Below are 15726 nucleotides of genomic sequence, written 5' to 3'. Positions count from 1 at the left end.
TTAAACAGGAGCTATATTCATGATTAAATCCATTAGTTATCAAGAGGGCTATCAGCAAGCCTTACATGATTTTGGCATATCAGACTTACTGGGGAAATTAAGCACTTTTTTGGAAAAAATTAACAAGACTCAGTGGCAACAAATTCAGGAAGATGAACCGGATTCAATCGCCGCTTTGTTGATTGAACAGTTAACCTCTAGTCTCCAAGATAGCGTAATCTCTGCCTACCTGAATGCAATTCGGCAAGGAGATAGTCGGGGAATTTCTGATTTACCTTTAGTTGACAGAACCTTTCGGATAGCAAGCCCGAATCTCACCAATTTTAGTATCCCCCAGTTTGAATACGGTGAGTCTCTTCGCTGGAAGCCATTGCAAGGGTTAGCGGAAACAGACTTTGGTGTGGTCATTGGTCGTTTTATAAAGCCCGCACCTCACCAGGGTTTTCAGTGGAATTGGAAATATCTGATTCTCCTGGATAAAGGCTCAATCAGTTCAGCCATTGTTACTGCTGATACGGCTTGGGAAGAGGATCTAGAGCGTCGCTTGGTGTAACCCCAGTTGGCGTATCTTCTGCCTTTTGACTTTTGACTTTTGACTTATTATGACCCGAAACCGTCCTTTAACTCAACGAGAGCGAGATCTGATTCAATTCTACAGCAATTGCCAACTCGGAATGACACCTCAGCGGTTTTATGCCAAATGGCCCGTGACTCAAGAGATACTCGCTGCTGTATGCTCTCGCTCAATTTCTACTGTTCAGTGTTGGTTTAGTCGAGGTCGCAGCTATCGCCGTCCTCAACCTGCTGATTTGCGCCATCTTGCCCTAATGGATTTCGTCTTGGAGCATTTTGAGGAGATTCCCACCGAACTGATCAATTTACTCTGTTTTCCCAATCAGGAGCCATGAAAGGCTTTATGCACAAATTGAACCAAATTTCCACCTCGATCCAAGGTGTTTTTTTATTGCCATTCTTAATACGTTGAAAAAAGACCATCAACCAGAAGCAACGGAGTTCGTTGCTTGTGTGTGAAAGCCTGAGTCGAGTTCAAAGATGCCTATGCAACATTGAGTGTGTGATTTAAATATCTAATCTATAGGGTCACCAGCATCGGGCGATCGCGTTTATGGGATTTCAGGAATAGTGCTAGCGATCGCCTTGGGGATCACGAACAGTAACCCACTTACTCATTTACTTTTTTTACTGACTATGAAGCATCGAGACTGGCTTCGCCTTCGGGAGGAAGGCGAGAACCTTTGTGCTGTCCTCCGGCAGCAAGGCTATCAATGCCTTAAACAAAGCCGTCGCCTATCTTGGCAAGTCATCAAAGAAGGCAAACCTTACATTTTGACTTGGTTACCCGCACCCGTGGAAGATTGGACTATCCTTCCTAATGATACTAGCCCAGCATGGCAGCGGCTGGTATCGATTGTGCAAAATGGTTTGACATTGAGGAAGGGAGAAACAACATCCCAGCGAACTCAACCTCTAGTAAACTTGACTCGTCCTTGGGCAATTGTTCGACTCCTACCCAATTGTCAAAGGTGTACCATAGCTCGGTTCTTTAATCGTCAAGATGCCCAGGATCACGTCAGAGCTTTGAATCGGTTTATCCCCAATTCTTGTTTTGAAGTTGTCTTTGAGGCTCCGGAAGTTCAGGATGATGAACCGGATGAAGAGCAGCTATAGCCCTGATACTCTTACTTTGACAAAGTAGGCAGTTCCAGGGAAATCACTTGGTCTGCTTTCTTCTAGAGGACATATTCCTAGACTATCCTAGGCATAACCTCACCCTTGGGTGAGACGGAACATCAGCCTTCATCGCCAGTAGACATGGAAACGGGTGAGGAAAGCAAATCCTCATCAATCACCGAAGGGTGAGGTTAGACCAGATGGTAATGTCCAGCTTTATCTAGGTTTTTAGAAGCTGTTTCCCAGTAGTGAACATTGAAAAATGCAAATCTACAAACGAGTGAGTTACGTGCAAGTCGCTCAGGGGTGGCAAACCTATGTCTATCCAGTCAATGGTGGTTTCATTCGCTACAAATTGCTGACTTCTACTGAAGCCTTAGCTGACGCGATCGCACAATGCCAAAAATCCGGCTGGATTGTCAACAATGCCACTACCTTGGTTCGGCAATTGAACGCCAAAACCCAATGCGTGAAGACGTGAATGATTTCGTTTTTCTGCGCTATCGCGCCGATAACCCAGTAATTATCGGAGCAACTTACAACTATTATGTCGCAGAAAACCATCAAAAAAAAGCATCAGGTCAAGCCCAATATTCCTCAAACCCATCCACAACAAACAGCATCAGACTCGCCCTCGTTCGCCTGTACGCTCACCTCAAACGTCGGCGATACCGTATCAACCGACGATGAATCAACGCTACTTCAACTAGAAGAAGCTTGGGACTATTCCCACTTGGGGTTTGCGGACTACGACCTCCATTATTGAGCAAACTTTCTTTCCTCAAAAACTATGGCTAAACAAACAACAGCAACCCCTCAAGAAGTTGAGGTACAAACCTCTGTCAACAATCCCGCAGAAGATATTCCTTCTACCACCGAACCCGTAGCCGAACCCGCAATCGAACGGGACGAATTTGCCTCTCCCGAATACCTCGACCCCAACGCCCGATTGCCGAAAATCCAGGCATTGCGTGGCACTACACCAAAACTTTGCGGCTATTTCGTTCCCGCTGCCCAGATGGCAAAAGCCGGATGGATTGATTTTGATGAATCAAAACTCATCACCTACACCTTCGAGTCCTCTGGGGAAGAAGAACAAGGAATTCTCATTCCCCACCCCCGGATGCTGGTTTGCCCCCGCACGCCTTGCCTCGCCTATGACAAGGAAGCCTCCAAAGCCGCGAACCAGCCCGTGATTTTGGGCGTTTACACCTCCGAACACAAGAATGACGATAACATCGGCAATACTCAATACTTCGAGGTCATCGTGCTGGACGACAAGAACCAGCCTCTCCACCAAGTCCCCCTCTCCTACCGCGCCTCTGGTGCAAACCAAGCCACCTTCTCATCTGAATGGCAACAATTCATTGATGAGATTACAGCCTGCCACGCTATTACCAATGGTATTGCAGCACGGGGCAAAGATGCTCGGTTCAAATCCCTGTGTGTCTTTGCCTTCAAGACGGCTCGTGAACAAGTGGGCAAGAAGCAAAAATCCTTTGCTTGCCGAGTAGTCAGCCACAAAAAGCCGACATTGGAGAACTGGCGCAATTACTTCGTGGGCTTCGACGGAGCCATGAAACATTTGGTCTGGGAGAATCTGCAACCGACCTTACCTTTAATGATTCCTGGCGCGTCCGAGTTACCAACGCTTTCGGGTAATACTCAGTCTACCACAGCGCTTCCAGCTCAGTAACTTCTCCAACTATCAGCTATTAGCGATTGATTAATAGCTGATAGCTCTGTTCACCATTGCTTCTTCTGCTTAACAACCATGAAATTTCACGCCCCAACTTCTGCCTTAAACACCAGCCTTTCTCTAGTAACGCGAGCCGTTCCCTCCAAGCCTACCTATCCCATATTAGGCAACGTCTTACTAACCGCTTCGTCAGAAGCTCAACAGGTACGGTTAACTGCCTTTGACCTAACACTGGGAATTGAAACTAGCTTTGAGGCACAGGTCGATGCTCCTGGCAAAATTACTCTACCTGCCAAACTTTTAACCAATACTGTCTCCCACCTCCCCGCAGGCGAACTCACCTTGGACGTTGGGCAGGAGTTCAGTGATAATCATCAGGATAATCAGGGTGATCATCACCAATTATTTATTGCCACGATTACCAGTGAATCCGGGCGTTACCAAATCCGGGGAATGGATGCCCAAGAGTTTCCCCAACTCCCAGCCATTGAAGGGGGGACGCAGATAACCGTGCCAGCTTTCGCCCTCAAAGAAGGATTGAGCGGCACGTTATTCGCTGCCAGTGACAACGAAACCAAACAGGTACTCTGTGGCGTTCACCTAACCCTTGAAAACAATACCCTAGAATTTGCTAGCACGGACGGTCACCGTTTGGCTGTGATTAAAACCAGCAATCAGGTCGAGCCAAATATTGAGGTAACAACTGACCCAAACGAAGACTCAACTGACCTGAAATTCGAGGTAACTGTACCCGCTAAAGCGCTACAAGAACTGGAGAAACTGCTAGGAAACACCGCCCCTGATACAGTAATTGCACTCTGGGTTCAAGATAACCAAGTGCTATTTCAAGGGAACTCAACCTTGACAACACGCACCTTAGAAGGTCAGTATCCCGCCTATCACCAGCTCATTCCCCGCCAATTCAATCGCCAAATGAATGTCAGTCGCCTTCAATTCTTGGCGGCTGTGGAACGGGTCGCTGTCATGGCTTCTCAGAAGAATAATATTATCAAACTCGACCTCGATAGTGAAAACCAACAACTTACCCTATCGATTGATGCAGCCGATGTGGGGAGTAGCTTAGAAGTCCTCCCGGTTCAACTATCAGGAGAAAGCCTGTCTATTGCCTTTAATGTCAAGTATTTAAAAGAAGCTATCAAGGCTATTCCCGCATCGGAAGTGAAGGTGCAACTCAATACTAATACCTCTCCTGTGGTTTTGTCTCCGGTGGTTCTTTCTCAGAACATTATGGCAGCATCCATGCTACTCATGCCCGTACAAATTAAAAGCGAACAACCCCTCAATGAGCCACAAAAAACGCCAGCCAAACAGCAATCAAAGACCAAGACTTCTCCGAATAAAAAGCAACGAGAACCCGAATTAGCGGCAGTTTAACCAGAAAGGTAGAAGGCTCCAGGGCAATTGGGCATAAAAATAAATTTTCTGCCTTCTGCCTTCATTCTTCTGCCTTCTTCAACCGCCCGTACAACCAAGGATGCGTGAATAACCATGTATAATCCTCTACATCACAAATATCGTCCCCAAACCTTTGCTGACTTGGTGGGACAAGACGCGATCGCACAAACTCTGACCAACGCCATTACCTCCAACCGCATCGTTCCTGCCTACCTGTTCGCCGGTCCGAGAGGGACTGGCAAAACCTCCAGCGCCCGAATTCTCGCCAAGTCCCTCAACTGTCTTGCCAGCAACCAGCCTACTTCTGCGCCTTGTGGGGAGTGCCACGTTTGCCAGGGGATTACCCACGGTTCTCTTCTGGATATCATAGAAATCGACGCCGCCAGTAACTCTGGAGTTGAGAACATTCGAGAACTGATAGAAAAAGCTCAGTTTGCCCCGGTGCAGTGTCGGTATAAAGTCTATGTGGTCGATGAATGCCATTCGTTAAGTGGTAGCGCTGCCCAAGCACTGCTGAAAACCCTTGAGGAACCCCCTCAGAACGTTATCTTTGTGCTTTGTACCACCGAACCGCAAAAGCTGCCCAACACAATCATCTCCCGGTGTCAGCGTCACAACTTCCGCTGCATCGCCATTGAACCCATGGTGCAGCACTTGAGAGCGATCGCCAATTCTGAAAACATCGATATTACCGATGAGGCAGTCTGGGTCATCGCTCAACTTGCTCAAGGCGGACTGCGGGATGCCGAGACGCTTTTGGAGCAACTCTCCTTATTGTCGGGGCAGATTACTCAAGAGCAGGTGTGGGATTTAGTGGGTGCTGTGCCAGAACAGGAATTGATGGAGTTACTGGATGCGATCGCCCGCAAAGAACCCCAGTCCGTTCTCAACCTGACCCGAGCAATTCTCGACCGGGGGAAAGAACCCATGGTGATTCTCCAGAATCTTATCGAATTCTACACCCATTTGGTCATTGCCAAAACCTCTCCCCAGAGCCATGAGTTGGCACAGGTAACTCCGTTGACCTGGGATTCTTTGGTAAAACTAGCCAACTCTTGGGATACGCAGGAAATTCTTAGCGGACAGCAACAGTTGAGAACCTGTGCCGTCCAGGTGAAATCCGCCAGTCAACCGCGTCTGTGGTTGGAGGTGACTCTGTTGGGACTGCTATCAGAAGCCCCACCCACTACTGCACCTTCTTGTGCACCAGCCGCAGGTTCTGCCTCTCTCTGGGAAGCCGTGGTTGCCATGCAGCCTCCAGCCATCAGAGCCTTACTAACCCAACACGGCACTCTCGCGGCTTTCGACGGCACCAATGCCTGTATCCGGATGAGGAGCGCTCCCCTGCAACAGAGAGTAGCCGGAGACGTTGCAGCGCTGGAAGCGGCGTTCGGTAAAGTCGCCAGCAAAAAAGTCAAAGTCACTGTAACATCTTGACACTCCCCGGTCTCGCATACGCGGGGATTTTGCTGACAGAGTAGACTGTGGCAAAGCCCACAATCTGGCTCTCGCTACGGTCGTATTAAACTCAGCGGGGATGTCACCATCCTCGCTGGTCTTCAAAACCGTGCATGAGACTTTCGCCGAAAAACGGGGTTGGTAAGGGGAAAACTGGAAGCCCTTGTCGTTCACGATATGGAGGAAGTTTTCCCCTTACATAAACAACTGAGCGTAAGCGAATCATTGTTGATATGAATATCCATCGCTCCTATGAATAAATGAACAGTATTTGTTATTGATTCCAGCTACTCGACCTGTAACTGTGGTGATATCAAAACTACCTGTTGCTCGGCACAAAACTCTACCAACATAAGTTCCAACTTTCTTGCCTTTAGTAACAACAGCCTTAACAATATCGCCAGTCTGAAAACCAAAGTGCTTCTTGGTGTTCGAGCGATGTCGTATTGGAAAACCGTATTTGTCAGTACCACACATTTTGCGATTGCCGTGTCCTGTCGCTTTAATAATCAAGGGTGAGGATACCAAGATTTTTAAGCCTAGGGGAGTTGAAGCCCCTACATTCGCCGCATCTAACCAATGAGTTTTACCCAAAGATTGACGACAACGATTATATTTAGTTCTACCACCTGTTCCCGTTTCAACAGGTAAACCCAATCCTTCAAGAGAGTTAAACAGTTTCCACCGAGTAGCATTGACGGCAGCAGTATCGGCTAGTGGCTTCTTGGCTTGAGCGAGGATTGACTTAAGCAAGTCGGGTTTCTTTTTCAGAAATTCCTCAACGGGTTTATTCCCTTTCTTCTGGTTACATTTGGTACAACTTAAAGTTAAATTAGAGACTCGATTAGAACCTCCTTTTGACCTAGGAATAATATGCTCAATCTCTAATTGAGTATCAGTAACACCGCAATAAGCACACTTACGATGCCATTTTTCGAGCATATATTCCCTTAGCTCGTATCCAGCCAGTACACCTTGTTGGTACTCAATGCCAGAGATTTCAGGGTTCTGCATTAACTGAGTGTCGAATCGTACCAATTCAGTTGAGATAGACGTGATTGAAGATAGCCGCAATAAACGCTTGACCCAAGTCAAGATGTTATCGACTCGACTGATAAAGGAAGGTGGCAACCATCCCTCATTGCGCTTTCGATTGTTGAATCTCGGTTGGCGATAGCGAGTCTTGCGATTTCTGCGAGAACGCCTTGACTGTCTTCTAGAGGTTAGAGCATCTCGAATCTGGAATCCTCTATGGGTTAGTTCAGCAGCCCACAAAACTACCTCATTTCTCAAGATTGCTATCCCTGTAGTTTTTGCACCCGGGTCAATCTTAATTCTTAGAGGTTGATTGTCCGGTTTTTTGACTTCCTCCTTCAAGATGATGGTACAAGGATATCTCTTAAACACAGCAGCTTTACCTGTTTTGAGCAATTTCCTTGCTCTTGCCGGATGAGTCGGGTTTAAGGGTTCCTTGTTACTGTTTAAGACGAATACAAACATGAGTTTTAATCTTCCTTACGGAGTAAAGTGAACCTCGCCAATGTTTAGAGTCGGTACTTTCCAAGCGGCACTTCCTTAACCCTTGTACAGATGTTTAACCGACTTGGTTCTAGAGCTACAAACTGGTTCATGCATTCGTAGGTAGGAACGTTAACTCTTCCTCTAAACGTAGACCTCGTGAGTCTTAGGCTGGTCATGTAGGCTTGAAAAAATATTCGAGCATAGCAAGAATAAAGTCTTACAAGCCTCTGCCTTTAGGCATGGGGTTCATGACCAAAGCAGAAATCCTGGCAGTATCTTGGGATAGGGGTTTATCTGAGGGCGATGATGCCTCCCCAAGCGCTGATTGTTTGCGTTGTTTGCGGATTTTTGCCTTGCGTCCCATCTGCCCTATCTCACACTCTCAAATCAATTTTAGAGATTGCTGAAGAAAAACTGCTTCAATTTTCTCCTACGGTTAGCATCAGACCAATTGTTATCCGTCCAACTATCACTCCCTCCTGCGGGAAGAGGGAACCCGCCTCACCCCCTAAATTAACAGCAATGCTTGAATCTCATCAATACTCCCTTCTTCTTTTCCCCCAAGAAGCACTCTCACCCAACATTATTACAATCAACCAACCCCGATTCAGTACCGCACTCAAAACTTGGAAAACCTGCTCTCAGTTTGGCTTTGACATCGAGACATTCTCGAAAACCAATGATGCAGATGGCGCACTCAACCCAGAAACCGGAGAAATCCGATTAATTCAAATTGCCATTCCCCAGAACCCAAACATCAACGTACTTGTCATTGACCTCGGCTGGACTTCAAAAGAACGCTCACTCATTCATCAAAAACTAGAAACCCTTGGCTTCTGGGACATCTTGAAAGAAAAACTCGCTTCTCACCCTGTAGAAGTCGTTGGACATAGCTTAGACTTTGAGCAACGCTGGATGCTTTCCAAATACAACTATCCCATCCGCAACATCCGGGATACAAAGCTCATGTCCCAGGTATACTGGGCAGGACTCGACCCCTGGCTCGACAAACGGCATGGGAAACCCCATTCCCTCGAAAGCATCTGCCTACGCCTGGGTTTAGATATTGACAAAACCCAACAGACTTCAGACTGGGGTTGGGGAGAACTGGGGAATGGACAACTCAGTAATAGCCAACTCAACTATGCCGGCTATGACGCAGAAGTTGTTCTCAAAATACACGAACGCTTAGAACCCCTACTCAAAGACATTGGCGTTTGGGACAGCTACTTAATCGAGTGTGGGGCTTCACCCGCATTTGCCCAAATGTCTCACTACGGAATGCCCGTAGATGAAGCCGTGCTAGCTGATGTCACCTGCCAATACGAAGCCGCCTATCAGTCTTTGCTGGATCAACTCAAATGTACTTTTGATGAATGCATTCCCCATCTTTACTCGCCCAAAAAGTTAGCTGCGCTTATCAATCGCCAATTTGAACTCAATCTCACATCAGCCAAAGTTGACGACTTAAGTAAATTTTGGACTATTCCCGAACTCCGATTAATTAGCATCATTAAGACGACAAAAGTCTATGTGGACTACCTACAAAATATTAAAGCCAATGTCACAAATGGGTACACTCAAGGCAATTATACCCAAATCAATCGTAAGGGATTCGGTCGCAGTAGCTGTTCAGATCCCAACCTACAAAACCCTCCCTCCCCTTCCACATTTCCCCCAGAGTTAAAACCCTATAACCTACCACCGATTCGGTCAGTCTTTCGCACCCATCCCGGACGTGTTGGCATCTGGTGCGATGCTTCTAAACTTCACGCCAGAGTAGCCACCCAAGCCTCCCTCGACCCAGAGTTAATGACCCGATTCAATAGCGCTCACGGCGATATCTTTTGCTCGATAGCCGAGAAAATCGCCCAATTAGAAACCATGGGTTCTGAGTGGATAGAAGAGAATATCCGGGTATGGGATAAAGACAAAAATCACCCCAACCATCCCCTAGCGGCTCGCTTGAGAGCAATGTCCAAGTCCGTCCACTACGGCAGCCAAAACTTGCAAGGATTCCGCACCTTGCAAAATACAATCCGCACCAAATCAGGAATTATTCTATCAGATAGCAGTGCCAAAAACTCTATCACCGCCTGGAAAACTACCTACAAAGTCCTGGCTAAATTCCAACGGCAAATTATCCAAGACGCTAACAATTGCCTACCAACAGTGCTGGGAATTGAGTCAATTTGTCCGCGCACTAAATTTGGCTTAGGCTATGTCCGTTGCCTAACGGGTCGCGGCGTATTCCTGCCTAAATGGCCACAAAAATATTCCGCCCATCGGGAGCTATCAGTCAGAGGACCCGATGCCAATGCCGCTTACTGGACAATGTGCGAAGCTGACATCATCAAAACCTTTTTGGCGTACTGTATAGCTGCCTTTGATACTCATCCGGAATGGGAAGCATGGGTAGGAAATTGCTGTCATGATGAAGGGGATTTATTTGGAAAAGAAGAATTTGGAATTGAGATAGCTAGCGCCGTACAAAATGCCATGCGCCAAGCGATGCGGACAGTTATTAAAGATATTCCAGTAGATGAGGAAGAAAACCCAAAGAGTCTGTTGGGAAACTCTTGGATAGACAAATAATTAACTTTTTTAGGGGGTGATTTAGCCACTGATGTATGCCGGGTTTGGTGCTAACGCACTCCTTAAGTGACTCATTAGCAAAAAGCGAAACTATGCCAACTGACCAAACCCCCAATACTCCCCTTTTTGTCAACTACATAGGCTGTCAATGCCGAGTTGTAAAAGAACATTACGAACACGGAGGAGGAGTCTGCTTGAGACTTGTATCAACCGAAGGGGAACCCATAGCAACGGCTACAGTCAATGTTCCCAAATCCAATATCCCCCAAGACTTCGTGTTGATTAAAAACTACAGCGAAAACCAAGGGATTCTAGAGATTTTAGCCCAAGCCAATATCGTAACACCAACTCCCATCAAAGTTACAGTTGGTTATTGTCAAGCTGATCTCTGCCAGCTCAACATTTAACCATTTCCATTATTCCCTACCCGAAGGCAAACTGCCCGCCTCCGGGTGTGGGATTTGGAATTGGAGTGATAATGGACAAACAACAACTATTTTCCGGAAAAATTTGCCCTTATTTAAATCGCCTCTTATTAAATTAGAAAAATGCCAATTCACATCTATTTTGGCGATGATGAATTCCGAATGGAACGCGCCATCAAACAGCTTCGCACCCAAATCATCTCTCCCCCATGGGAATCGTTCAACGTTACTCACTATCCTCCAGGACTCCAAAGCCTTCCCCAAGCGCTTTCGGACATCATGACTCCACCTTTTGGCAACGGCAATCGCTTAGTGGTCTTGCCCAATTCCAGTATGCTAGAGGCAATGGATGACCAGATGCTAGGGCAGTTAGAGCAAATTCTGCCAGCTATCCCGGAGTCTAATACCCTGGTGCTGACTCGTATCAAGAAGCCTAATGGTAGGCTAAAATCCACCAAACTCCTGCAAAAATATGCCCAAATTCAGGAATTCTCCCTGATTCCAGCTTGGAAAACTGACCCGTTAGTGCAGCAGGTGAAAACTGCCGCTGAAGAATTAGGAGTAGATATCACCTCCACGGCTGCCAAAGAATTGGCGTCGGCGGTGGGTAACGATACTCGACTTTTGTACAGCGAATTGGAAAAACTGGCAACTTGGAGCAACGGTTCTTCCATAGATGCGAACCAGGTAAAAGAGGTTGTGGAGATTACTACCCAAACAGCCATAGCCTTAGCCGCAGCTATCCGCACTGAGGATACCACACAAGCCTTGCAGTTGCTTTCTGGGTTAAGGAGTCGCAATGAGCCAATGCTAAAAGTTGTTGCGACTCTCATCACCTTATTCCGCCAATGGCTGTGGGTAAAACTCCTGACATTAGAAGGAGAAACCGACAACCAAATACTTGCCAAATACACAGAAATTGGTAATCCCAATCGAGTCTATTATTTGTGCCAGGAAGTTAGTCGTATTTCTCTGCCTCGGTTGCAGCGAATCATGGCGCAGTTGTTGGAACTTGATGTGACGCTCAAAAGTTCCTCTAACTTCTGTGCCGTTCAAAGCCAAATCGTTGAACTCTGCTTTTCTTAAGTCAAGCAAGAGCGGCTCTCTTGGATGAACGATTGAATGACAAGGAAACACCAATGCCTTGGATTAAAAACTGGTTTTCCAATATGTTGCCGTTAGATACTCCCTTTGAGTATCAGGGAATTCTGTTATCCACGGTTGAAAACTTTTATGTGGCAATGAAAACTCAGAAGCATGAGGTTGAATTACGAAAGCAGATTGCTGCTATGCCTCCCCATGTCGCCAAACGCTTTGGACGCCAACTGCAACGGCGTCCTGACTGGGAAGATATTAAACTCCCAGTTATGGAATTTGCCTTGCGGATTAAGTTTGCACCGGGTACGAATTGGCATAAAAAGTTGATAGCAACTGGGGATACAGAGATTGTAGAATACAACAATTGGGTGGACAAATTTTGGGGCCCACGGGGTTTTAACGGATTAGCGGCGGTCGTAAAACTGGATTTCAATGAGCCTCTTTTTTGGAGCTGGCGTCGGGTACTCATGACCACCTCTGCTGTCGATGAAGTCGGAAGTACTTTCAATAATAGATGAGACCGAGCGCTCGCACCCTGGTTTATCAAAAAACTTGACAATTAATGGACTCAAGTTTTGTCCCTAGGGAAGTTTATCAATTATGAATCCTGAGTTACAGAGGCTTTTGCAGCATAATCAACGTCTCGTAATAGTTATCGAGCGAACGCGGACGAGCATTCCGATTACACTTATCCAACTGAATATCGTGAAGCGCATCGACCTCAAATCCAACCCGTTGTGCTTCATCAGCGAGGATCTCAGCAACGTTAACAACATAGAGTGGCTTACGGGTTTTAAATTGATAAAATGTGCTAGTTTTTCCACTAATGACTACCGCTTTTGCCCCAGGACGTAAAACCCGGTACATCTCGGCAAACGCTTGGCGCATATCCAGAAAATATCTGCCTGTCGGCTCTGCCTTTATTTGCCGTAGTTTATCTCTGTGCAGCCACTCCACCAGGTCACGTTCATTATTCGTCAACGCCCCAACATCTATGCCATTGCCGTTCATCGAACCGATAGAATTGTCAATTAAATCCTCTACATTATCAAGACCCAATGCAATTAATGACAAAGCTCGCGCCTTCGCATAACTCTCCCGTCCACTCGACGCCGGAAGGTAAGGTGGTGATGTTACTAAAATGTCGAACTGTCCTAAATTACTAGGCAAATGCTTACTATCAGCCGCTATCACCTGGGCATCAGCCAACCGTAAATGAATCCTTTGCTTTAACCATTCACACATTGCCGCCACCTTGACATATTGCCTTAAAGAATCCGTAAAAATAGTAAACAGCGGCTTCTGCGCCAACGTGAGAGAAAACCGTCCCACCCCCGTCCCCATAAAACGCATCCGAATCTTGCGGGATATCGCATCTGACATCAGTACACAAAGCAACTTATAAAGTCGTGGATCAGATCCAGTAATAGCCGACTGAACTCGATTAATTTCTCCGCTTAACTCAGTGGCAATTTCCCCAGTCATTTTCCGATTTTTCATCAGCCAATCCGGAAAAATCATCGTCATTTCATCGGAGTCACACCGCCCACCGAATCGAGTTTCGATTATCTTATTCTCTATTGCCTGGATAATACGTGCCGCTTCCGTGGCTAACAACTCGCTATCCATGTCCACAGCATCCAGTTTTGCTTGGGCAATCATGGTCGAGAGTGGATCAATATCGAGTCCTAGACTAGGAATTCCTAAAATAGAGGCTTCTAAAAGCGTTGTCCCACTGCCCACAAAATTATCAAGGACATGACAACCTTCCCCTAACTCTGGCGTACAACTATTGAGGATAGAGCGCACCATCCGGGGAAAAAACTTGGCTTTGTAATAGTGGATATCATGGGTTAAATGAGACGTCGTAGACCGTGCGGATAAGGCAAGGGTGGTCAATTTTATCACTGATTTATTAACCGTTCTGTCCAACAGTGCATCAACCAATCCGTCTAAATTCCGCTTCGTATCATCAACTCCCTGGGAATGATTAGCGACGACTTTAGATAACTCAATCAGGGTATAATGAGGGATGGCTTGAATAATCAGGCGATTGTCCACCACCTGGTTCTTAATAATCGAGCCAACTTGGTGTACAGTATCAACTAAAAAAGCTTTGGTGCTTGGGGAAACTTGAGTAACACAATAAATTCGTTGAATAAATGAAACCCGCCGAATCAGGTGAGGCAATAGCTCCAGTGAACCCTTAGCGACATAGGCTTGTTTTCCATTTTGCCGAACATGAGCATCTAACCGTCCCAACCCTTCAATCTCCGACAATTCAGGTATGTTTGGGATAATGCTTTTAATCTCCATTAAATCCTGAACGCTATCTGGCAAAAACGAATCCAGCTCCATCTTGGCGAGTAACAAATCACCTTCAAGAGCTATATTTTGACGTAACTTAAAAACGAAAATAGCCGTTGACTCACTCATCAGACATCTCATCGATTAACCGGGTTAAACTTAATAGTCTATACAAATCAGCATCCCGGTATATAGAACGGGTTAAGCACAGCAGTGCATCATATAAGTTGAAAATGCTATCTGCCTCAAAAGCAACAATGTTATCGAATCCAATATCTCCGGGTAGAGACACAGAATACTTATCCTTCGTCCAAATGACATCTTGTACTTCAGCCAGGTAACTAGCATACCCATGTTCCGGTAAAAAATTAGATGCCAGGACAGCGCGAATCCGACGACGTGGACATTTCTCTTTATAGTAGGTGCCAAACTTTAAAACTTGGTATGTTCCTTTTTTGATATCATCAGTACGCTCCATACCTGGTGCATTCTTAGAATCATCAACCGAACTGCCACAACCACACATTATCCACCGACGCGAATCCACCGATTTTCTCTTAGTTCTCTGGCGGCTATTGATATACAACTCGTAAAGTTGCTTCCAGGCTAAAAGAATAGTCGCTAAGTTCTGAGGATCGCAAATAAACTCAGTAAGCGGTGTATAGGGCCAATTGTCTGGCGTATAGTGATTTAATGGAATTCGTAAGTCAATGTGAGGGATATAAAATGACAAATTGGATTCACTTATCAACGCCGTTGCCATAGAATGATCTCGTTTAGAGACAAGCTCACCCTCTCGAACCTCAGTCATCGGTTTCGTGAGTCTAATTTCCAGAGGATAGACCACTAAGGGTGACGACTTAATTTCTACTAAGGCGAGCATATCCCGATCATAAATTACAGCATCTATATCTCCTTGACGAACTGTAGATTTACCAATCTTGGCATCGGGGGCAATTCGACGGGCGACTTCAGATAAAATTAAAATTGTCGTATCAGCCGCCATTCGTCCAATAGCATCCGAACCCGGTTTGTTTGACTTGGCTGATGGCTTGATCCCACGCTTAACACTACAGCGAGGACAAGTCTTGAGAAATGGAAAATATAAAGAGGGATGCTCATCTAATTCACTACCAGCACAGTAAATCCATCCCCCATCTGCAACCATTCGTTCTACGTATTTAGCCGATAACACCAAATCAAAAAGCGCCGGGAGAGCTATACTGGGAGGATAATTTTCAACTCCATCCCGGGATGAGCGACACAAGTCCTGATAAGTGTCAATAAACGTGCTGGTTAATTGAGTGGCTCCATCTGCGGGTAAAAGAGTTAGGGAATTTTGCAACGAGATCATCTTACTACGAATCTCACAGCGAGTCTCGCAGGATAATCCACAAGGTAAGTCAGTAAAATTAGAATTCATGCTTAAGTGTTTGTCTACAACCTGGATTTATTAGGACTACTGAATCGGTGTTATCGAACCCCAGTCCAGTAATCAAATTATCTACTTAAATC

The 15726-nt window shown here is 46.1% G+C and carries 14 protein-coding genes and 1 pseudogene; 12 read left to right on the top strand and 3 right to left on the bottom strand.

The features are described from left to right. The first annotated feature begins 19 nt into the window (after positions 1 to 19). The 8 genes and pseudogenes from RIC07_RS11565 to RIC07_RS11530 all read left to right on the top strand — a co-directional run. Positions 20 to 553: a hypothetical protein gene (locus RIC07_RS11565; protein WP_446394654.1), complete on the top strand. Its 534-nt coding sequence runs from the start codon at positions 20 to 22 to the stop codon at positions 551 to 553. A gap of 49 nt (positions 554 to 602) precedes the next feature. Continuing rightward, positions 603 to 908 carry a helix-turn-helix domain-containing protein gene (locus RIC07_RS11560; protein WP_446394653.1) on the top strand — a complete coding sequence of 102 codons (306 nt, stop codon included), beginning with the start codon at positions 603 to 605 and terminating at the stop codon, positions 906 to 908. A gap of 301 nt (positions 909 to 1209) precedes the next feature. Next, the gene (locus tag RIC07_RS11555) at positions 1210 to 1689 is read left to right on the top strand and encodes a hypothetical protein (protein WP_446394652.1); all 480 of its coding nucleotides are present in this window, start codon (positions 1210 to 1212) and stop codon (positions 1687 to 1689) included. A gap of 265 nt (positions 1690 to 1954) precedes the next feature. Then, the gene (locus tag RIC07_RS11550; protein ID WP_446394651.1) at positions 1955 to 2173 is read left to right on the top strand and encodes a hypothetical protein; all 219 of its coding nucleotides are present in this window, start codon (positions 1955 to 1957) and stop codon (positions 2171 to 2173) included. Further along, on the top strand, positions 2158 to 2382 hold the full coding sequence (locus tag RIC07_RS11545; protein ID WP_446394650.1) for a hypothetical protein: 225 nt from the start codon (positions 2158 to 2160) through the stop codon (positions 2380 to 2382). The genes RIC07_RS11550 and RIC07_RS11545 overlap by 16 nt, the downstream gene beginning before the upstream one ends. Before the next feature lie 100 nt (positions 2383 to 2482). Then, positions 2483 to 3388 carry a DUF5895 domain-containing protein gene (locus tag RIC07_RS11540; protein ID WP_446394649.1) on the top strand — a complete coding sequence of 302 codons (906 nt, stop codon included), beginning with the start codon at positions 2483 to 2485 and terminating at the stop codon, positions 3386 to 3388. A 78-nt stretch (positions 3389 to 3466) separates the two neighbouring features. Next, positions 3467 to 4786, top strand: coding sequence for a DNA polymerase III subunit beta (gene dnaN / locus RIC07_RS11535; RefSeq protein WP_446394648.1), 1320 nt, complete (start codon positions 3467 to 3469; stop codon positions 4784 to 4786). A 114-nt stretch (positions 4787 to 4900) separates the two neighbouring features. Continuing rightward, positions 4901 to 6241 (top strand): annotated as a pseudogene (locus RIC07_RS11530) (DNA polymerase III subunit gamma/tau); the annotation flags it as partial. Positions 6242 to 6487: 246 nt separating this feature from the next. On the opposite strand, the gene iscB reads toward RIC07_RS11530, so the two are convergent. After that, positions 6488 to 7765 carry an RNA-guided endonuclease IscB gene (gene iscB / locus RIC07_RS11525; protein ID WP_446394647.1) on the bottom strand — a complete coding sequence of 426 codons (1278 nt, stop codon included), beginning with the start codon at positions 7763 to 7765 and terminating at the stop codon, positions 6488 to 6490. A gap of 543 nt (positions 7766 to 8308) precedes the next feature. On the opposite strand from iscB, the gene RIC07_RS11520 reads away from it, so the two are divergent. From RIC07_RS11520 to RIC07_RS11505, 4 genes are all read left to right on the top strand, one after another. Beyond that, on the top strand, positions 8309 to 10381 hold the full coding sequence (locus RIC07_RS11520; RefSeq protein WP_446394646.1) for a DNA polymerase: 2073 nt from the start codon (positions 8309 to 8311) through the stop codon (positions 10379 to 10381). 194 nt (positions 10382 to 10575) lie between these two features. After that, positions 10576 to 10788, top strand: a complete 213-nt coding sequence (locus RIC07_RS11515) for a hypothetical protein (RefSeq protein ID WP_446394645.1) — start codon at positions 10576 to 10578, stop codon at positions 10786 to 10788. A gap of 141 nt (positions 10789 to 10929) precedes the next feature. Then, positions 10930 to 11892 carry a DNA polymerase III subunit delta gene (holA, locus tag RIC07_RS11510; protein ID WP_446394644.1) on the top strand — a complete coding sequence of 321 codons (963 nt, stop codon included), beginning with the start codon at positions 10930 to 10932 and terminating at the stop codon, positions 11890 to 11892. Between the two features lie 53 nt (positions 11893 to 11945). Continuing rightward, complete coding sequence (locus tag RIC07_RS11505; protein ID WP_446394643.1) at positions 11946 to 12422, top strand: NADAR family protein; 477 nt, start codon at positions 11946 to 11948, stop codon at positions 12420 to 12422. 94 nt (positions 12423 to 12516) lie between these two features. On the opposite strand, the gene RIC07_RS11500 is transcribed toward RIC07_RS11505, so the two are convergent. Together RIC07_RS11500 and RIC07_RS11495 are read right to left on the bottom strand one after the other, a co-directional pair. Beyond that, entirely contained in the window at positions 12517 to 14340 is a 1824-nt protein-coding gene (locus RIC07_RS11500) for a hypothetical protein (protein ID WP_446394642.1), read from the bottom strand. Next, entirely contained in the window at positions 14333 to 15634 is a 1302-nt protein-coding gene (locus RIC07_RS11495; protein ID WP_446394641.1) for a hypothetical protein, read from the bottom strand. Before RIC07_RS11495 ends, RIC07_RS11500 begins: the two co-directional genes overlap by 8 nt. Positions 15635 to 15726 lie beyond the last annotated feature (92 nt).

This window comes from Coleofasciculus sp. E1-EBD-02 (assembly GCF_040218245.1).
GTDB lineage: Bacteria > Cyanobacteriota > Cyanobacteriia > Cyanobacteriales > Coleofasciculaceae > Coleofasciculus.
This window is presented reverse-complemented; position numbering and strand designations above follow the sequence as displayed.